Consider the following 18,706-nt stretch of genomic DNA (forward strand, 5'->3'; position numbering starts at 1 on the left):
CCGCATCCGTCCGAGCCACGGAGGAGAACCGTGATCGTCGTCACCGGCGCCACCGGCAACGTGGGCCGTGCCCTCGTCCAGTGTCTCGTCGCCGCCGGCCGGCCCGTGCGCGCGCTGACCCGCCACCCCGAGCGGGCCGGCCTGCCCGACGGCGCCGAGGCGGTCCGCTTCCGGCCGGACGACCTCGGCGCCGCGTTCACCGGGGCGTCGCGGCTCTTCCTGTACGTCCAGGCGGCCGGCGGACGGCCGGACGCCCTGCTGGAGGCGGCCCGCGCGGCCGGCGTCCGGCACGTCGTCCTGCTGTCCTCGGCCGTCGTCGACGAGGGCGCCGACACCACCCACCCCGTCTACGTCATGCACGCCACCGTGGAGGAGCGGATCCGCGCCGGCGGGTTGGCCTGGACCTTTCTGCGGCCGGGCGCCTTCGCCACCAACTCCCTGCAGTGGGCGCCGCAGATCCGCTCGGGGAACACCGTCCGCGGCGTGTACGCCGACGCCCGGTCCGCGCCCGTCCACGAGGACGACATCGCCGCCGTCGCCGAACGGGCCCTGCTCGACGACGGACACGAGGGCGCCGTCCACCGCATCACCGGCCCCGAGGCCGTCACCAACGCCGGACAGGTCGCCGCCATCGGCCGCGCCCTGGGCCGCGAGCTGGTCTTCGAGGAGGTGCCGCCCGAGCAGGCGGGGCCCGCACTGTTCCCGCACGTGCAGCCGCACGCGCTGCAGGGGCTGCTGAGGACCTTCCGGGCCTCCGTCGGGTCCACCCCGGAGATCACCGACACCGTGGAGCGGATCACCGGCACACCCGCCCGGACCTTCGCGCAGTGGGCCCGGGACCACAAGGCCGACTTCCAGGCCTGACGCGCCCCCGCACACCGCCGCACGGCGGCCCCGGCGCACCCCGCGCTCGGGCGCCGGGGCCGCCGTCCGGCGGCCGCGTCCGGCCGCGGTCACCGGTCACGGAATGCGTTCACGGTGCCGCACCGCAGGCCCTCCGACCGGTCCGGCCGCAGGTTCCCCCGCTTGGCCGGTACCCGCGTACCGTCGCCGGTCGTTGAGCCTTCCGGGCGTGCCCGGCAGCCGGTGAGAACGCCGGAGCCCTGCCCCGGCAGCCCGGAGGACAGTGCATGAGTACTCCGCCCCCACGGCCGCCGCAGGCCCGGCTGGCCTCCGGACCCGACGGCGCCGCGACCCTGCGGCCGTTGCTCTCCGCCGTGCTCGACGCCCTCGACAGCGGCCGGCGCGCCCGCGGCGGCCCGCTGCCCGCCGGCGGCCCGCCGGCCGTCGCCGCCCGGCTGCGCGACGCCGTCGGGGACGTCCTGCCCGAGCACGGCGACCCGCAGGCCCTGCACACGCTCGTCCACGCCCTCGCCGAGGGCGCCGCCGACCCCGCCGACCCGCTGTGCGCCGCCCATCTGCACTGCCCCCCGCTCGCCGTCGCCGCCGCGGCTGATCTCGCCGCCTGCGTCCTCAACCCCTCCCTGGACTCCTGGGACCAGGCGCCCGCCGCCGCCGAGCTGGAGGCCCTCGTCACCCGCGCCCTCGCCCGTCTGGCCGGGCTCGCCGACGCCGTCGTCACCACCGGCGGCACCGAGTCCAACCAGCTCGCCCTGCTCCTGGCCCGCGAGACCCACGAGCAAACCGTCCGCCTGGTGTGCGGGGCCAACGCCCACCACTCGCTGCCCCGCGCCGCCTGGCTGCTCGGCCTGCCCGACCCCGTCGTCGTGCCCGCCCCGGACGGCACCCTCGACCTCGCCGCCCTGGAGGAGGCCCTCCGCGGTCTCGGCGGCCCGCGCGGCCGTCTTGTCGTGGCCGCCACCGCCGGCACCACCGACGCCGGCCTGATCGACCCCCTGCCGCAGGTCGCCGAGGTGTGCGCCGCCCACGGTGCCCGCCTCCACATCGACGCCGCCCACGGCTGCGGCCTGCTCTTCAGCGACCGTCACCGCTCCGAGCTCGCCGGTCTCGACGCCGCCGACACCGTCGCCCTCGACCTGCACAAGCTCGGCTGGCAGCCGCTCGCCGCCGGACTGCTCGCCGTGCGCCGGCCGCACGAGCTGGCCGTCCTGCACAGCAGGGCCGACTACCTCAACGCCCCCGACGACACCGAGGCCGGCCTGCCCGACCTGCTCGGCCGGTCCCTGCGCACCAGTCGGCGCCCCGACATCCTCAAGATCGCCGTCACCCTGAAGGCCCTCGGCCGCACCGGCCTCGGCCGCCTCGTCGACACCGTCTGCGCCCGCGCCCGACAGCTCGCCGACCTCGTCGAGGCCCGGCCCGGCCTCGACCTGTACGGCCCGCCCGTCATCAGCACCGTCCTGTTCCGTCCTGCCGACGCCGACGACGACACGGTGGCCGCCGTGCGCCGCACGCTGCTCACCGAAGGACGCGCCGTCCTCGGCCGCGCCCGCCTCGCCGGACGGCTGTGGCTGAAGGCGACCGTCCTCAACCCCGACACCCGGCCCGACGACCTGGCCACCCTCGTGAAACTGGTGGAAGGAAGCACCCGCGCATGAACCACCCGGCAGCCGTCCCCGCCCACCCGCCACGGCACACCCCCGAGGCCCCCTGCGACCTCGTCGGCATCGGCATCGGGCCGTTCAACCTGTCCCTCGCCGCGCTCGCCCACCCGCTCGGAGGGCTGGACGCCGTCTTCTTCGACCGGCGTCCCCGCTTCTCCTGGCATCCCGGCCAGCTCATCGACGGCGCCCGGGTCCAGGTGCCCTTCCTCGCCGACCTGGTCAGCCTCGTCGACCCGGCCAGCGAGTGGAGCTTCCTCAACTACCTCAAGGACGCCGGACGTCTCTTCCCGTTCTATGTCGCCGAGCGCCTGCACGTCGAACGCGCCGAGTACGACGCCTACTGCCGCTGGGTGGCCGATCGCCTCCCCGGACTGCACTTCGGCCATCAGGTCGACGCCGTCCGCTGGAGTGCCGAACACTGCCTCTTCGAGGTCGACTACAGCCGGCTCGGCGCCGACGGCGAGGCGGAGTCCCTCGGCCGAGTGCACACCCGCAACGTCGTCCTCGGCATCGGCACCGAACCGCACATCCCCGAGCCCCTCAGACCCCTCACCGGAGCCCCCGGCGCCCCCGTGGTGCACGCCGCCGACTATCTCGACCACCGTGACGAGCTGCTCGGCGCCGGCCATGTCACCGTCGTGGGCACCGGGCAGTCCGGCGCGGAGATCTTCCTCGATCTGCTGCGCCACCGCCCGGTGGGCGCCGAACGCCTCACCTGGATCGGCCGCACCGAGGCCTTCGCCCCGATGGAGTACTCCAAGCTCGGCCTGGAGCACTTCACCCCGGACTACACCCACTACTTCCACGCCCTGCCCGAGCCCGTGCGGGACCGGCTGGTGGCCGCGCAGTGGCAGCTGTACAAGGCCGTCGACGCCGGTACGCTCGCCGAGATCCACGACGAGCTGTACCGGCGCTGCCTGCGCGGCGGCTGGCCGGACGCCGTCCTCACCCCCGGGGTGCGCGTGCGCACCGCCGGAAGGGTCGCCGGCCACACCGTCGAACTGCACCTGGAGCACACCCAGCAGGGCACCCGCAGCACCCTCACCACCGACGCCGTCGTCCTCGCCACCGGCTACCGGCCGCGTCCGCTGCTGCCCCTCATCGCCGGGCTCGACCCCTGCCTGGAGCGCGACGGCAGCGGCCGCCCCCGCGTCGACGAGCACTACCGGCTCGTCCTGGACCCCGCCATCACCGCCACCGGCTGCCATGTCTACGTCCAGAACGGCGAGCTGCACTCCCACGGCGTCGGCACCCCGGACCTCGGGCTCGCCGCCTGGCGCAGCGCCACCATCCTCAACGCCGTCACCGGGGACGAGACCTACCCGCTGCCCGACCGCACCGCCTTCACCACCTTCGGCCTGGACGCACGACGGCCCCGGATCCCGTCGCGGCGCCGGTTCAGGGAACTCACCCCGCTGGCCGACGGGATCTGAGGCCGTCCGCGCCCGGCCGAAGGACCGGCCGGCCCGGTGCCGGTGCGCACCGCACCGTCAGCGGCCGGCACACCGGCAGGGCGTCGCGGGCCGCGCGTCAGCGCACGAAGGCGCCGACGGCGTCGGAACACGCGGATGCCGACCGTGCGTCAGAACACCGGGGTGCCGTCGCGCGTCAGCTTCCAGTCCGTGGAGGCGAAGTCGGCCGGGTTCAGCTCGCCCTTGGCGGTGACCCACTCGGCGATCCGGGTCCGGATCTCCGTCGACTCCGACCACACCTCCTTCGCCGACGCCACATGCGGGAACGCGCCGCCGCCGTTGGCGCGGTAGTTGTTCACCGCCAGCACGAACTGCTGCGTGTCGTCCAGCGGCGCACCGTCGAACGTCAGGTTCTTGATCCGCGAACCGGCCGGCTGGGCGATGTCGATGTCGTACTGCAGCCCCGAGACGTAGTCGTAGTTGTAGTCCGGGCGGTCGCCGGCGTTCGTCAGCTTCTCCGGGTCCACCGGCGCGTCGGCGGGCGTCTGCACGAAGTACTCCGCCGAGTACTCCAGGTAGTCCCGCACCTGGGCACCGGTCAGCACCTTCGCCACCAGCGTGTTGTCGTACACGTACAGGCCCGCCAGGTCCCGGATGGTCACGTCGCCGGCCGGGATCCGGGCGGTCCGCGAGAACGGGGACGCCTGCGCGAGCACCGGCAGCGAGGCGTACTCGGTGCCCGCCAGCGCCTCCTTGACGGCGTCCTCCTGCACCTTGGTGATCAGGTCGATGATCGGTGCGTCCGTGTAGCGGGCCTCGGCCGCGGTCAGCGTCTCGGTCGCCCGGCCCACGACCTGGTTGACGTAGGCCACGACCTGCTTGTGCTCGTCGGTGAGCAGCCGGACGATCTCGGGGTCGTCCTCGACTTCGTTGGAGTTGCGCAGCGAGGCGGAGACCGACTCCACCTGCCACCGGCCCTTGTCGAACACCAGCTCGATGTCGAAGAGGGTCAGCCGCTCCGCGAAGCACAGTGGCTCGGAGAGCACCACCGTCCTGCCGGTCTGCTCGTTGACGACCTTCAGCTCCGGGATCTCCAGATGCGCGTGTCCCACCAGGATCGCGTCGATCCCCGGCACCTGCCGCGCCACGTTCGCGGCCGCGTCCTCCACGTACGGCAGCTGGTCGCCGTAGGAGGAGGTGCCCGACGTGCCCGAGTGCGCCGACACGATCACCACGTCCGCGCCCATGGAGCGCAGCTTCGGCACCCAGACCGCCGCCTGCTCCTCCAGGCCGGGGAAGTCCAGCTTGCCCTGGACGATGGCCTTGTCCCAGATGGCGATGCCCGGGTTCGTCAGCCCCAGCACCGCCACCTTCACCGGCGGACCGCCGTGCACCCGGAACGTCTTGATCATGTACGGCCGGAACGCCGGCCGGCGGGTGGTGGCGTCCACCGCGTTCGCCCCGAGCAGCGGGAAGTCGCACTGCTGCTCGAACTTCCGCAGGGTCTCCAGTCCGTAGTTGAACTCGTGGTTGCCCAGGGCCGCCGCGTCGTACCCGATGGCGTTCATCGCCTGCGCCATCGGGTGCACGGGGCCGCCCCGGTCGGTGATCGGGTCCACCTTGGCGTAGTAGTAGGTCAGCGGGGTGCCCTGGATGATGTCGCCGGCGTCCAGCAGCAGCGTGTTCTCCCGGCCCTTTTCCCGGCGGACCTGTTCGACCAGGGTCGCGATCCGGGCCAGGCCCTGCGCGTTGCCGGCCGTGTCGGAGTACTCGGCGTCGGCGTAGTAGTCCCAGTTGAAGACGTGTCCGTGCAGGTCGGTGGTGCCCATCACGGTCAGCGCGTACCGCTTGGGGTGCTTGCCCCTGCCGTGCGCCGCATCGGCCGGTGCGGCCTGCGCCGCGGGAGCCGCCACGGCGCCCGCCAGCGCCACCCCCGCCCCGGTCGCGGCGGACTGTGTCAGGAACTTCCGGCGGTTCAACGCCATGTCGGTCTCTCCTCGCGCAGGGGACAACAGGGTGACGTGGGGTGCACGTGGGCGCACGTCGGTGGACGCGCGTAGATTCTGACCTGAGCATGGCGATCAGCAACAGTGCCGGCAGATTGCGATCTGGTGACCGGGGCTCCCGCGGAAGCCGGCCGGCTTAGCTTCCGGGTGCTCGCGAGAGCGCCTCGCCGCACACCTGAGAAAGGTCAACAGCCTTTCATCCAAAGGTCGTTGAACAGCAACCCGGTGCCCCGTCACTACCCGGCGGTAGGGCCTAGGCTCGGACCATGCGCCGAGCGAAGATCGTCTGTACTCTGGGGCCCGCCACCACGACGTACGACCAGATCAAGGCACTGGTCGACGCCGGAATGGACGTCGCCCGCATCAACCTCAGCCACGGCGACCACGCCGAACACGAGGAGCGCTGCCGGCACGTCCGCCGCGCAGCCGAGGAGACCGGCCGCAGTGTCGGACTCCTCGCCGATCTGCAGGGCCCCAAGATCCGGCTCGGACGCTTCCGAGAGGGCCCCGTCCTGCTCGAGCGCGGCGACAGCTTCACCATCACCGTCGAGGAGGGCGTCGAGGGCGACCACGGCATCTGCGGCACCACCTACGCCGGCCTCGCCGAGGACGTCGCCCCGGGCGAGCGCATCCTCGTCGACGACGGCAAGGTGGCCCTGAGGGTCACCGCCGTGGACGGCCCCCGCGTGCACACCGAGGTCCTCGAGGGCGGCATGGTCTCCGACCACAAGGGCCTCAATCTGCCCGGCGTCGCCGTCTCGGTCCCCGCCCTGTCCAAGAAGGACGAGGAGGACCTGCGCTGGGCGCTGCACACCGGCTTCGACGCCGTCGCCCTCTCCTTCGTCCGCAGCGGCCGCGACGTCCTCGGTGTGCACCGCGTCATGGACGAGGTGGGCCGCCGCCTCCCCGTCATCGCCAAGATCGAGAAGCCGCAGGCGGTGGAGGCCCTCGACGACATCGTCGCCGCCTTCGACGGCGTCATGGTCGCCCGCGGCGACCTCGGGGTGGAGATGCCCCTCGAACAGGTCCCCGTCGTCCAGAAGCGCGCGATCAAGCTCGCCCGGCGCAACGCCAAACCGGTGATCGTCGCCACCCAGATGCTCGACTCCATGATCGACAATCCGCGCCCGACCCGGGCGGAGGCGTCGGACGTGGCCAACGCCGTGCTCGACGGCACGGACGCGGTGATGCTCTCCGGCGAGACGAGCGTGGGCAAGCACCCGGTCGTCACGGTCCGCACCATGGCGAAGATCCTCGCCGCGGCGGAGGAGGACCTCCTGGCCAAGGGCCTGTCGCCGCTCACCGACGGCACCAAGCCCCGCACCCAGGGCGGCGCGGTGGCCCGTGCCGCCGCGGAGATCGGCGACTTCCTCGGCGCGAAGTTCCTCGTCGCCTTCACCCAGTCCGGTGACACCGCCCGCCGGTTGTCCCGCTACCGCTCGCCGATCCCGCTTCTCGCGTTCACCCCCGAACCGGCCACCCGGTCCCAGCTGAGCCTGTCGTGGGGCGTGGAGACCTTTCTCGGCCCCCGCGTCGACTCCACGGACGCGATGGTGGCCCAGGTCGACGAGCTGCTGCTGCGCTCCGGCCGGTGCGAACGGGGCGACGCGGTGGTGATCACGGCCGGCTCCCCGCCGGGCGTGCCGGGCGCGACCAACATGGTCCGCGTCCACCACATCGGGGTGGACGACTGCCCTCGGTAGCTAGCCGGGGCGGTGCCCGGACGGGCCCGGGCACCGGCCGGTGCGCTCGGGTACGCGGGGCAGGGCGGCGAAAAGGCGCCGGTGCACAAAGAAGCGGATGTTCGCCACGGCGAGAACATCCGCTTTTCGCTGCTTTCCCTCGTTCGAAGGTCAGGTGCCCCGGGTGGGATTCGAACCCACACTGAATACCTTTTGAGGGTATCGTCTCTGCCGATTGGACTACCGGAGCCTCTTAGAACCGAAGGTCAGTGTAGCCCCTCGGTCCCTCAAACATACAGGAGATAGGTAGGCTCTTGTCAGCACCACCCTGCCCAGAACGAGGAGCTTCCGTGACCGCCGAGTCGCCCCAGCCCGTGAACGTGCCCGACGAGGACAAGTCGCACGTGCCCCCGGTGACGACCCGTGTCGTCATCGCGGAGGACGAGGCGCTGATCCGGCTGGACCTCAAGGAGATGCTCGAGGAGGAGGGCTACACGGTCGTCGGCGAGGCCGGGGACGGTGAGCGTGCGGTGGAACTCGCCCGGGAGCACCGCCCCGACCTGGTGATCCTCGATGTGAAGATGCCGAAGCTGGACGGCATCTCGGCCGCGGAGAAGATCGCCGGGGAGCGGATCGCGCCGGTGCTGATGCTGACCGCGTTCTCGCAGCGCGACCTGGTGGAGCGGGCCCGGGACGCCGGTGCGATGGCGTACCTGGTCAAGCCGTTCAGCAAGAGCGACGTCGTGCCGGCGATCGAGATGGCCGTCTCGCGGTTCACCGAGCTGAAGGAGCTGGAGAAGGAGGTCGCGGACCTCGCCCAGCGGCTGGAGACCCGCAAGCTGGTGGACCGGGCGAAGTCGATCCTGCAGACGGAGTACGGGCTGACCGAGCCGGCCGCGTTCCGCTGGATCCAGAAGACGTCGATGGACCGCCGTATGTCGATGCAGCAGGTCGCCGAGGCGGTCATCAAGGACAACGAGGAGAAGAAGGCCGCGAAGAACGGCAAGTCCGCCAAGGGCTGAGCGGCCGAGCCGTCCTCGAGGGTGTTCGGGCCCGCGCTCCCCGGCCGGGGAGCGCGGGCCTTCGCGTACCGTGCGCACCACCGCGGTGGAGCGGCGGACGAGCCGCCGCCCGGCGGTGACCGGGGCGGCGGCCCGGAGGCTTCGGCGCGACGGGCGGATCAGTCCTCGCCCAGATACGCCTTGCGGACGGACTCGTCGTGGAGGAGGTCCTGCCCGGTGCCGGACAGGACGATGCGGCCGATCTCCATGACATGGCCCTGGTCGGCGAGCGAGAGCGCGGCCTGCGCGTTCTGCTCGACCAGCAGGATGGTGGTGCCCTGGGCCTTCAGCTCCGCGATGGTGGACATGATCTTCTGCATCATCAGGGGGGACAGGCCCATGGAGGGCTCGTCCAGCATCAGCAGCTTGGGCCGGGACATCAGGGCACGACCCATGGCGAGCATCTGCTGTTCGCCGCCGGAGAGGGTGCCGGCCGCCTGCTTTCTGCGTTCCCCGAGGATGGGGAAGAGATCGTAGGCGCGCCGTATGTCCTTTTCGATGCCGTCCTTGTCCTTGCGGAGAAAGGCACCGAGGCGGAGATTGTCCTCGATCGTCATCCGGGGGAAGATGTGCCGGCCCTCGGGAGAGTGGGCCAGGCCGAGCGAGACGATCTGATGCGCGGGGATTCTCTTGATGGATTTGCCGTCGAACCTGATCCGGCCTCCGACGGGTTTGAGAAGTCCCGAGAGCGTGCGCAGCGTGGTGGTCTTCCCTGCGCCGTTGGTCCCGATGAGGGTGACGACCTGGCCGGCCTCGACCGTGAACGAGATGCCTTTGACGGCCTCGATCTTGCCGTAGGCGACGCGCAGGTCCTCGACTTCGAGCAGTGCGGTCATCGGTCCGTCTCCTTGCCGGGCGCGGCGTCACGGGTGGGCTCGGCCGGGGCTTGCCCGGCCGTCGCCTCGGCATGGGCCTCGGCCTCGCGGACCTCCGCGGCCTCCTCCGCCCCGGGTGCGCCCTCGAAGGGCTCGCCCAGATAGGCGGCGACGACGCGTTCGTCGCCCTGGACGGTGGCGCTGTCGCCCTCGATGAGCTTCTCGCCCTGCACGAGGACGGCGACGCGGTCGCAGAGGTTGAAGATGAAGCGCATGTCGTGCTCGATGACGAGGACGGCGATGCCCATGTCCCGGATGGCGAAGACGAGTTCCTCGGTGGCCCGGGTCTCCTGGGGGTTCATGCCGGCGGTGGGCTCGTCCAGCAGGAGCAGCCCGGGCTCGCTGGCGAGGGCGCGGGCGATCTCCAGTTTGCGCTGTTCGCCGTAGGGGAGGTTGCGGGCGAGATGGTCCGCCTTGGCCGCGAGCCCGACGAAGTCCAACAGTTCCATGGCGCGGGCGCGGGAGGCGGCCTCCGCGCGGTGGAAGCCGGGGCCGCGCAGCACCGCGGACCAGAACCCCTCCTTGGTGCGGGTGTGGCGCCCGACCAGGACGTTCTCCAGCACCGTCATGTTGGCGAACAGCCGGATGTTCTGGAAGGTGCGGGCGATGCCGGCCGCGGTGACCTTGAAGGACTTCGGCGGCAGCACGGCACCCTTGTAGCGGACCTCTCCCTCGGTGGGGACGTACAGCCCGGTGAGGCAGTTGAAGAACGTGGTCTTCCCGGCGCCGTTGGGGCCGATCAGGCCGACGATCTCCGAGGCGTGCACGGTCAGGTCGACGCCGCGCACCGCGGTGAGGCCGCCGAAGCGCATGGTGACGCCGCGCGCCTCGAGGACGGGCTCGCCGGGCGCGGCCGGCCGCGGTGCGGCGAAGGTGGTGGTGTCGGTGGTCATGGTGGTCAGGCCCCTGTCCTGCCGAGGGCTTCGGGCGCGTCGGCTGCGTCGTGGAACTCGAGTCGGCTCCGGCGGTTGGGGATGAGGCCTTCGGGACGGAAGCGCATGAGCAGGATGAGGGCGACGCCGAAGGCGAGGAGCTGGTAGTCCCCGAGGAACTGCAGCTTGTTGGGGATGAGGAAGAGCAGCGCGGCACCGATGAGCGGGCCGGCGATGGTGCCCATGCCGCCGAGGACGACCGCGGCCAGCAGGAAGGCCGAGTTGGGCGGGATGGTCCCGGCGAACAGGTACTGCTCGGGGGTGACGGTGTAGGTGACGTGGGCCTGGACGGTGCCGGCGAGTCCGGCCAGGCAGGCGCCGACGGCGAAGGCGATCAGCTTGACCCGGAAGCCGTTGATGCCCATGGCGAGCGCCGCGGTCTCGTCCTCGCGGATGGCGACCCAGGCCCGGCCGATGCGGGAGTTGCCGCTGCGCCGGAAGACGAGGACCACCACGGCCGTGATGATCAGCATCAGGAAGAAGTAGTTGGCGAAGCGGCCGATGGTGAAGCCGCCGACGGAGTGCGGGGCGCCGAAGTCGAAGCCGAGGATGTCCAGGTTGGGGACGGAGGAGATGCCGTTGGAGCCGTTGGTCAGATCGGGCCCCGAGGTGCCGTCGAGGTTGTTGGCGGTGATGCGGAAGATCTCCCCGAAGCCGAGGGTGACGATGGCGAGGTAGTCGCCGCGCAGCCGCAGGGTCGGGGCGCCGATGAGGACACCGAAGACGAGCGAGGCCACCGCGCCGATGAGGACCGCCGCCCAGAAGGGGAAGTGCACGTCGAAGGGCGAGGTGGGCGAGCCGGAGACCAGGGAGGCGGCGTAGGCGCCGACCCCGAGGAAGGCGACGTAGCCGAGGTCGAGCAGGCCGGCGAGGCCGACGACGATGTTCAGACCGAGGGCGACCGTGGCGAAGATCAGGATGTAGACGCCCAGGGTGGCGTACTGGTCGTCGGTCTGGGTGAAGGGGAACAGGGCGGCGGCGACGAAGGCCCCGCACAGGGTGACGTTCTGGTGCCGCCCGGTGATCTGCGTGGCGTGGGCGACGAGACCGGCCTTGTGCAGGGCGGCGAAGCCGAAACCGGCCAGCAGCAGGAAGCCGACGAAGAGTTCGTCGTACGAGGTGCCGATGCCGTAGGTGAACACCGTCAGGCCCAGCGCGAGGATCACGACGATCACCAGCAGCTCGGCCCAGGAGGGCAGGGCGCGCAGGGGGCGGGGGCTGCCGGCGGCGAAGGCGGCCTTGACGGTCTGCCAGCCGTGGGCGAGACGGTGGGCGGTCTTCTCCCAGGCGGTGCTGTCGGGGTCGACGGGGTCCGGCTCGGGCCGCTCGAACGGCAGGGCCAGGGCGCCGACGAGGGCGGCGAGGCTGGTGACGGCGACGATCCAGCCGCCGGGTTCCAGGTTGACCAGACCGCCGAGTTCGACGCTGATGGCGAGGACCGTGTACCAGGCGGTGGCGAAGGTGCCGAGGGCGGCCAGCTTCACGGCCGCGTCGGCGCCGGCCGGAGCGATCCTGCGCACACCCGGGACGCCGTGGGAGGCGAGGGCGAACAGGGTGGTGAGCACACCGCCGATCAGGACCTGCACCTGCAGGCCGCCGGGGTAGCCGTAGACGGTCAGGTCGCCGGGGAACTCGGCGGTCCAGGTCCAGGCCAGGAAGGTGGCGGCGACGGTGAGCACGCCGCCGCCGGCGGCCAGGGCCCGTCCGACGGGCGCGGGTATGCCGAACAGGCCGGAGGCCTGGGCACCACGGGCGGGGGCGGTCGGGGTCTCGGGTTCGGTGATCTGTGTGGTCATCGGTGTCACGCCCTGTCCGCGACGCGCTCGCCGAGCAGACCCTGCGGCCTGAACAGGAGCACGAGGATGAGGAGTACGAAGGCCCAGACGTCTGCCCAGGACTGGCTGCCGAACTTGTCCATGCCGGGGATGTCGGCGATGTAGGCGGTGGCGAGGGTCTCGGCGATGCCGAGGACGACGCCGCCGATCATGGCGCCGTAGATGTTGCCGATACCGCCGAGAACGGCCGCGGTGAACGCCTTCAGACCGAGGATGAAGCCCATGCGGAACTCGATCTGACCGTACTTCAGGCCGTAGGCCACGCCGCCGACCGCGGCGAAGGCGGCGCCGAGGGCGAAGGCGACCACGATGATGCGGTCGGTGTTGATGCCCATGAGCTTGGCGGTGTCCGGGTCCTGCGCGGTGGCCTGCATGCCGCGCCCGGTGCGGGTGCGCAGGACGAAATAGGCGAGGACGGCCATGCTGACGGGGGCGGCGCAGATCAGGAAGATGTCGCCGGTCTGGATGGTGACGTTGCCCAGATGGAAGGGGCCGCCGGGGATCTGCGGGAAGGTGCGGGCGGACTTGGCGTCGGGGTACCAGGCCCAGACGGCCTGCTGCAGGGCGAGGGACAGGCCGATGGCGGTGATCAGCGGGGCCAGCCGGGGAGCCGTGCGCAGCGGGCGGTAGGCGAATCGTTCCGCTCCCATGGCGACCAGCACGGCGACGACGATGGCGCCGATCAGCATCAGGGGCAGGGCGATCCACATCGACGTGCCGTCGGGCAGGATGTACGCGTAGACGGTCAGGGCGCCGAAGGCGCCGGTCATGAAGATCTCGCCGTGGGCGAAGTTGATGAGCTGGACGATGCCGTAGACCATCGTGTAGCCGATGGCGACCAGCCCGTACATGGCTCCCAGGAGCAGGCCGTTGACCAGCTGCTGCGGCAGTTCGTTCACCGCATGTCCTCCGAGACGTTCGGATGTGCGACGGATGTGACCGGATGCGAGTGCGCGGGGCGCCAGTGGAACAGCGCCCCGCGCGGCTGGTGGGTGTGCGGGCCTGGTCAGCCGGTGAAGGTGCCGGACTTCACCGGCTCGAAGACACCGTTCTTGACGGCGTAGACGGTGAGCTGCTTGTTGGTGGCGTCACCGTATTCGTCGAAGGAGACCTTGCCGGTCACACCGTCGAAGGACACGTGCTGCATGGCCTCGGTGACCTTGGCGCGGGCATCGGAGGGCAGCGTGCCGCCGTTGTCGTCGACGACCTTCTTGACGGCCTCGATGATGGCCCAGGCCGAGTCGTAGGAGTAGCCGCCGTAGGCGGAGTAGCCGTCCTTGTAGCCGGCCGCCTGGTAGTCGGCGACGAACTGCTTGGCGGAGGGAAGGGTCTCCACCGGGGCGCCCACGGAGGTCGCCAGGTCGCCCTCCGCCTCCGGGCCGGCCAGCTTGGCGTAGGTGACGTCGTTGATGCCGTCGCCGCCGACCAGCGGGATTTTCGCACCGGCCGCCTTGATCTGCTTGCTCAGCGGTCCGGCCTGCGGGTATTCGCCGCCGTAGTAGACGACGTCGGCACCGGATTTCTTGACCTTGGTGGCGACGGCGGAGAAGTCCTTGGTGTCGGGGTTGATGTGCTCGGTGCCGACGATCTGCCCGCCGAGTTTTGTGAACTCGGCGCTGAAGGTGCTGGCGAGGCCGGCGCCGTAGGTCTTCTTGTCGTCGATGACGAAGACCTTCCGCTTTTTCGCGTCGTTGTAGACGTACTGGGCGGCGAACGGGCCCTGGATGGCGTCGGTGGTGGCCGTGCGGAAGTAGGACTTGTAGGAGCGGACCTTCTTCGTCTGCCAGTCGGGCCCCTGGGTGAGAGAGGGGCCGGTGTTGGCGGGGGAGACCTGGACGAGTTTCGCGTCGTCGAAGACCTTCTGCATGGATTCGGCGACGGAGGAGTTGAGCGGCCCGACCACGCCGAGGACGTTCTTGTCGGCGACGAACTTCGAGGCGTTCTGCTGTCCGGCGGACGGCTGCGCCTGGTCGTCGAGAGCTTCGATCTTGAAAGTGACGCCCTTGACGTAGTTCTTCTTGTTGGCGTTCCTGGCGGCGAGATCGGCCGAGTTCCTGATGCCGAGGCCCATGGCGGACAAGTCGCCGGTCAGCGGGGCGTCGACGCCGATGATCACGGTGGTGCCACCGCTGTCGGAGCCGGAGGAGCCGGTGTCGCCGCCGCCCCGGGAGCCGCAGGCGGTCAGGGTGAGTGCGCCCGCCGCCAGTGCGGCGGTGATGGCGAAGAGCGAACGTTGACGCACGGTCAGTCCTTTCCCAAGGCACGGCCCTCCCGCCTGGAAGGGGCCGAGTCGCACGCCGGCCCGGAGGGATATTCCGACCGCGTGGTGACTGGCGGTGACTCTAAGCGCGGGTACGGAACATCGAGGAGAGTCTGACGGATGCTGTGACGTTCTTGTTATGACACGACGTAATGCCGAACGGCGACGGGTCGCTGGAGCGGGGGATTCCGGGCGGATTCGCTCGGTCTCGATTACCGGAGCCGCAGGACGCGGGGGTCCTCGTTCAGGTGTCTCGGCGGTTTTGGTGATGACCGGGAATGCCGGTCGCGGACGTCCTCAATGGCCGCGTCGAGGTCCCGCGCATAGCGCGGGCCGAGGATGAAACTCTGCTGTTGTATTGCCTGCGTATTACGCAGTGTTACATCCAGGAAAGGCGGTCCGGCATTCCGCGGCACTGTCTCGCATTGTGTGACATGCGGGATGACGGTGACCGTGCGGGCGAGGCCCGCCCGGACGACGAAGGGCGTGGCGGGCCGCGTGGTCACGGAAAGCTGCGGAGAGGGCCGGATCATCCGGATCACGGAAACCGGAGGACCGGATTCCACGCTGATCGGCACCGCGAGGGCGACACCCGGAGGCGATGTGCGGTCCGGGGCGGACACCGGATCCGGACAGGTGACGTCGACGACCTGCGCGGGGAACGGCGGTGCGGGCTGCGGCGGCCGGTGCTCGACGGGCGGGGGACGGTGCGCACGGGTGGTGTGCAGCCGGCCGCCGGCCGCGAGCAGGGCGGCCAGGACCGCGGCCGCGGCGACGGTACGGCGCGCCGGCGCACGGCGGGCCGGCGCACGGCGGGCCGGAGCGGGCGCCGGAGGCGAAGGCGGGGGCCGTGCGGCACGGGCGGACCGGGCACGTCCTGGGCGCGCGTGCCCTCACCCGGCTCCACGGGGCCGATGCCGCTCACGGCCGCGGCCCGTGCGCCGATGACGTGTCACGGGATGGGCCCGGCGTCCGTGCCCCGGGCGGAAGGCCCCTGTGCTCTCCCCCCCCCACAGGACGCACGGCACGACGCCAGGACGCGGTGCACCGCGGGGCAAGGACACGGCCGGCACACGGCCGGCGGGCTGGGAGGCGCGGGCACGGCCGGGCCCGGGGCGCGGAACGCTCAGGACTCAGCCGGCCGCCGGCGGCTGCTGGGCGCCGTCGTCCGGGCGGACGTCGCGCAGCATGCAGGTCAGGCGGGCGCTGCACACCCGGCGGCCCTCCTCGTCGCTGATGGCGATCTCGTAGGTGGCCGTGGACCGCCCCCGGTGCAGGGGCGTGGCCACGCCGGTGACCAGGCCGGAGCGCACCCCGCGATGGTGGGTGCAGTTCAGGTCCACACCGACGGCGATCTTCGACGGGCCACCGTGCAGCATGGACCCCACGGAGCCGAGCGTCTCGGCCAGCACCGCCGAGGCCCCGCCGTGCAGCAGCCCGTACGGCTGGGTGTTGCCCTCCACCGGCATGGTGCCCACGACCCGCTCGGCGGACGCCTCGACGATCTGCACACCCATCCGCGTGCCGAGGTGTCCGGCGGAGAACAGCGCGGGCAGGTCGACGCCGAGCGCCGCGTACTCGTCGACGACCTCCTGCGGGAACTTCACGTGGTGCTGCTCGCCCATGGAACCGGCTCCGTTCGTCGTTGGTCGCTCGCGGCCGGCCCCCGCACCCGGCGGGAACCGGCCGTCTCGGCTGAGCGGACGCTCAGTCGGTCGCCGATTGTTCCAGACGCACCACGACGGACTTGCTGGCCGGGGTGTTGCTCACGTCGGCCGTGGCGTCCAGCGGCACCAGGACGTTGGTCTCCGGGTAGTAGGAGGCCGCACAGCCGCGGGCGGTCGGGTAGTACACCACCCGGAAGCCCGGCGCCCGCCGCTCCACGCCGTCCTTCCACTCGCCGACCAGGTCGACGTACGACCCGTCGGCGACGCCGAGGCTCCGCGCGTCCTCGGGGTTGACCAGCACCACCCGGCGGCCGTCCGCGATGCCGCGGTAGCGGTCGTCCAGGCCGTAGATCGTGGTGTTGTACTGGTCGTGCGAGCGCAGCGTCTGCAGCAGCAGCCGGCCCTCGGGCAGCTGCGGGTACTCCACCGGTGCGGCGGTGAAGTTGGCCTTGCCGGTGGCCGTGGGGAAGCGGCGCTCGTCGCGCGGGGCGTGCGGCAGGGCGAACCCGCCGGGCCGGGCCACGCGCGCGTTGAAGTCCTCGAACCCGGGCACCACCCGCGCGATCCGGTCGCGGATCCTCGCGTAGTCCTGCTGCAGCTCCTCCCACGGCACCACGCTCCTGTCGCCCAGGACCCGCCGGGCCAGCCCGCACACGATGGCCGGCTCCGAGCGCAGGTGAGGGCTCGCCGGCTGAAGCCGGCCGCGGGAGGCGTGCACCATGCCCATGGAGTCCTCGACCGTGACGAACTGCTCCCCGCTCGCCTGCACGTCCCGCTCGGTGCGGCCCAGCGTGGGCAGGATCAGCGCCCGTGCTCCGGTGACCACATGGGACCGGTTGAGCTTGGTCGACACGTGCACCGTCAGCCGGGCCCGGCGCATGGCCGCCTCGGTGACCTCGGTGTCGGGGGTGGCGGCGACGAAGTTGCCGCCCATGGCGAAGAACACCTTCGCCTCGCCGTCCCTGAGGGCGCGGATGGCGCGGACCACGTCGTAGCCGTGCTTGCGCGGCGGGGCGAAGCCGAACTCCTTCTCCAGCGCGTCCAGGAACGCCTCGTCGGGCCGTTCGATGATGCCCATGGTGCGGTCGCCCTGCACATTGGAGTGACCGCGCACCGGGCACACACCCGCGCCCGGCCGGCCGATGTTGCCGCGCAGCAGCAGGAAGTTGACCACCTCGCGGATGGTCGGCACCGCGTGCTTGTGCTGGGTCAGGCCCATCGCCCAGCACACGATGGTGCGCTTCGAGGCCAGCACCATCCGCAGCGCCTCCTCGATCCGGTCACGGGTCAGACCGGTCGCGGCCAGCGTCTCGTCCCAGTCGGCGGCCCGGGCGGCGGCCGCGAACTCCTCGTAGCCGTGGGTGTGCTCGCGGACGAACTCCTCGTCCACCGCACCCTCGGTCTCGATGATCAGCTTGTTCAGCAGCCGGAAGAGCGCCTGGTCGCCGCCGATGCGGATCTGCAGAAACAGATCGGTCAGCGCGGTGCCGGTGGTCAGGCCCTTGGGCGTCTGGGGGTTGCGGAAGCGTTCCAGGCCCGCCTCGGGCAGCGGGTTGATGCTGATGATCTTCGCGCCGTTCGCCTTGGCCTTCTCCAGGGCGGAGAGCATGCGCGGGTGGTTCGTGCCCGGGTTCTGCCCCGCCACGATGATCAGATCGGCCCGGTACAGGTCCTCCAGCAGGACGCTGCCCTTGCCGACGCCGATGGTCTCCGACAGCGCCGAGCCGGAGGACTCGTGGCACATGTTGGAGCAGTCCGGCAGGTTGTTCGTGCCCAGCTCGCGGGCGAAGAGCTGGTAGAGGAACGCCGCCTCGTTGCTGGTGCGGCCCGAGGTGTAGAAGACGGCCTCGTCGGGGGAGCCGAGCGCGGCGATCTCCTCGGCGACGATGTCGAAGGCGCGCTCCCAGGTGACCGGCTCGTAGTGGTCGGCGCCCTCCGGCAGATACATCGGATGGGTGAGGCGGCCCTGCTGCCCCAGCCAGTACCCGCTGCGGCCGGCCAGCTCGGTCACGGAGTGCGCGGCGAAGAACTCCGGGGTCACCCGGCGCAGCGTGGCCTCCTCGGCGACCGCCTTGGCGCCGTTCTCGCAGAATTCCGCGGTGTGCCGGCGGTCCGGCTCCGGCCAGGCACAACCCGGGCAGTCGAACCCGTCCTTCTGGTTGACCCGCAGCAGGGTCAGCGCGGTGCGCCTCACACCCATCTGCTCCTGGGCCATCCGCAGACTGTGCTTGATCGCCGGCAGCCCGGCGGCCGCGTGCTTCGGCTCGGTGACCCGCGGCGCGTCCTGCACCGGATCGCCCGTGGGCGGCTTCCTGGCCATCGCGCCCTCCCCTTCGACAGCGTCGTCCCGTCCTACGATGCCGATCCTGCCACGCGGCAGCGGTGGCGGGACCCGCCCCCTCGAGGCCGCACGCGCCGCCCCCCTCGAGGCGGCACGCGCCGGCGCCCCGC

General features: G+C 71.6%; 13 protein-coding genes and 1 tRNA gene. 5 read left to right on the forward strand and 9 right to left on the reverse strand.

What is annotated here, in order from left to right; translation table 11 throughout:
- Positions 1–30: 30 nt before the first annotated feature.
- The 3 genes from OG899_RS20310 (at position 31) to OG899_RS20320 (ending at position 3,958) form a co-directional block, all read left to right on the forward strand.
- Positions 31–864, forward strand: a complete 834-nt coding sequence (locus OG899_RS20310) for an NAD(P)H-binding protein (RefSeq protein WP_406311110.1) — start codon at positions 31–33, stop codon at positions 862–864.
- A 266-nt stretch (positions 865–1,130) separates the two neighbouring features.
- Entirely contained in the window at positions 1,131–2,519 is a 1,389-nt protein-coding gene (locus OG899_RS20315) for an aminotransferase class V-fold PLP-dependent enzyme (RefSeq protein WP_168131353.1), read from the forward strand.
- Positions 2,516–3,958, forward strand: coding sequence for a lysine N(6)-hydroxylase/L-ornithine N(5)-oxygenase family protein (locus OG899_RS20320; protein ID WP_168131352.1), 1,443 nt, complete (start codon positions 2,516–2,518; stop codon positions 3,956–3,958). Before OG899_RS20315 ends, OG899_RS20320 begins: the two co-directional genes overlap by 4 nt.
- Positions 3,959–4,107: 149 nt before the next feature.
- Here the strand turns inward: OG899_RS20320 and OG899_RS20325 are convergent, their stop codons facing one another.
- Positions 4,108–5,922 carry a bifunctional UDP-sugar hydrolase/5'-nucleotidase gene (locus OG899_RS20325; RefSeq protein ID WP_168131351.1) on the reverse strand — a complete coding sequence of 605 codons (1,815 nt, stop codon included), beginning with the start codon at positions 5,920–5,922 and terminating at the stop codon, positions 4,108–4,110.
- 287 nt (positions 5,923–6,209) lie between these two features.
- On the opposite strand from OG899_RS20325, the gene pyk reads away from it, so the two are divergent.
- Positions 6,210–7,646, forward strand: a complete 1,437-nt coding sequence (gene pyk / locus OG899_RS20330; protein ID WP_168131350.1) for a pyruvate kinase — start codon at positions 6,210–6,212, stop codon at positions 7,644–7,646.
- A gap of 155 nt (positions 7,647–7,801) precedes the next feature.
- Here the strand turns inward: pyk and OG899_RS20335 are convergent.
- Positions 7,802–7,875 (reverse strand) — tRNA-Leu (locus OG899_RS20335).
- Between the two features lie 100 nt (positions 7,876–7,975).
- Between OG899_RS20335 and OG899_RS20340 the strand changes: the two genes are divergently transcribed.
- Complete coding sequence (locus tag OG899_RS20340; protein WP_125499265.1) at positions 7,976–8,647, forward strand: ANTAR domain-containing response regulator; 672 nt, start codon at positions 7,976–7,978, stop codon at positions 8,645–8,647.
- Between the two features lie 158 nt (positions 8,648–8,805).
- Here OG899_RS20340 and OG899_RS20345 read toward each other — a convergent pair whose 3' ends face one another.
- The 7 genes from OG899_RS20345 to OG899_RS20375 form a co-directional block, all read right to left on the reverse strand.
- The gene (locus OG899_RS20345; protein WP_125499264.1) at positions 8,806–9,522 is read right to left on the reverse strand and encodes an ABC transporter ATP-binding protein; all 717 of its coding nucleotides are present in this window, start codon (positions 9,520–9,522) and stop codon (positions 8,806–8,808) included.
- Positions 9,519–10,454, reverse strand: coding sequence for an ABC transporter ATP-binding protein (locus OG899_RS20350; protein WP_251505578.1), 936 nt, complete (start codon positions 10,452–10,454; stop codon positions 9,519–9,521). Before OG899_RS20350 ends, OG899_RS20345 begins: the two co-directional genes overlap by 4 nt.
- A 5-nt stretch (positions 10,455–10,459) precedes the next feature.
- Positions 10,460–12,289, reverse strand: a complete 1,830-nt coding sequence (locus OG899_RS20355; RefSeq protein ID WP_125499262.1) for a branched-chain amino acid ABC transporter permease — start codon at positions 12,287–12,289, stop codon at positions 10,460–10,462.
- Between the two features lie 5 nt (positions 12,290–12,294).
- Positions 12,295–13,227 carry a branched-chain amino acid ABC transporter permease gene (locus OG899_RS20360; RefSeq protein WP_125499261.1) on the reverse strand — a complete coding sequence of 311 codons (933 nt, stop codon included), beginning with the start codon at positions 13,225–13,227 and terminating at the stop codon, positions 12,295–12,297.
- A 107-nt stretch (positions 13,228–13,334) separates the two neighbouring features.
- A complete protein-coding gene (locus tag OG899_RS20365; RefSeq protein WP_251505581.1) occupies positions 13,335–14,570 on the reverse strand; it encodes a branched-chain amino acid ABC transporter substrate-binding protein in 1,236 nt (411 codons plus the stop codon).
- Between the two features lie 1,151 nt (positions 14,571–15,721).
- Positions 15,722–16,213, reverse strand: a complete 492-nt coding sequence (locus OG899_RS20370; protein WP_125499259.1) for a PaaI family thioesterase — start codon at positions 16,211–16,213, stop codon at positions 15,722–15,724.
- Positions 16,214–16,295: 82 nt separating this feature from the next.
- Positions 16,296–18,575, reverse strand: a complete 2,280-nt coding sequence (locus OG899_RS20375; RefSeq protein ID WP_168131347.1) for an FdhF/YdeP family oxidoreductase — start codon at positions 18,573–18,575, stop codon at positions 16,296–16,298.
- Between the last annotated feature and the right edge of the window lie 131 nt (positions 18,576–18,706).

Origin of the sequence: Streptomyces thermoviolaceus, from assembly GCF_045209695.1 — a bacterium.
GTDB lineage: Bacteria > Actinomycetota > Actinomycetes > Streptomycetales > Streptomycetaceae > Streptomyces > Streptomyces thermoviolaceus.

Coding starts and splice junctions, on each gene's coding strand:
- OG899_RS20315 (WP_168131353.1), top strand. CDS start 1,131: ATGAGTACTCCGCCCCCACGGCCGCCGCAGGCCCGGCTGGCCTCCGGA.
- OG899_RS20320 (WP_168131352.1), top strand. CDS start 2,516: ATGAACCACCCGGCAGCCGTCCCCGCCCACCCGCCACGGCACACCCCC.
- OG899_RS20325 (WP_168131351.1), bottom strand. CDS start 5,922: ATGGCGTTGAACCGCCGGAAGTTCCTGACACAGTCCGCCGCGACCGGG.
- pyk (WP_168131350.1), top strand. CDS start 6,210: ATGCGCCGAGCGAAGATCGTCTGTACTCTGGGGCCCGCCACCACGACG.
- OG899_RS20345 (WP_125499264.1), bottom strand. CDS start 9,522: ATGACCGCACTGCTCGAAGTCGAGGACCTGCGCGTCGCCTACGGCAAG.
- OG899_RS20350 (WP_251505578.1), bottom strand. CDS start 10,454: ATGACCACCGACACCACCACCTTCGCCGCACCGCGGCCGGCCGCGCCC.
- OG899_RS20355 (WP_125499262.1), bottom strand. CDS start 12,289: ATGACCACACAGATCACCGAACCCGAGACCCCGACCGCCCCCGCCCGT.
- OG899_RS20370 (WP_125499259.1), bottom strand. CDS start 16,213: ATGGGCGAGCAGCACCACGTGAAGTTCCCGCAGGAGGTCGTCGACGAG.
- OG899_RS20375 (WP_168131347.1), bottom strand. CDS start 18,575: ATGGCCAGGAAGCCGCCCACGGGCGATCCGGTGCAGGACGCGCCGCGG.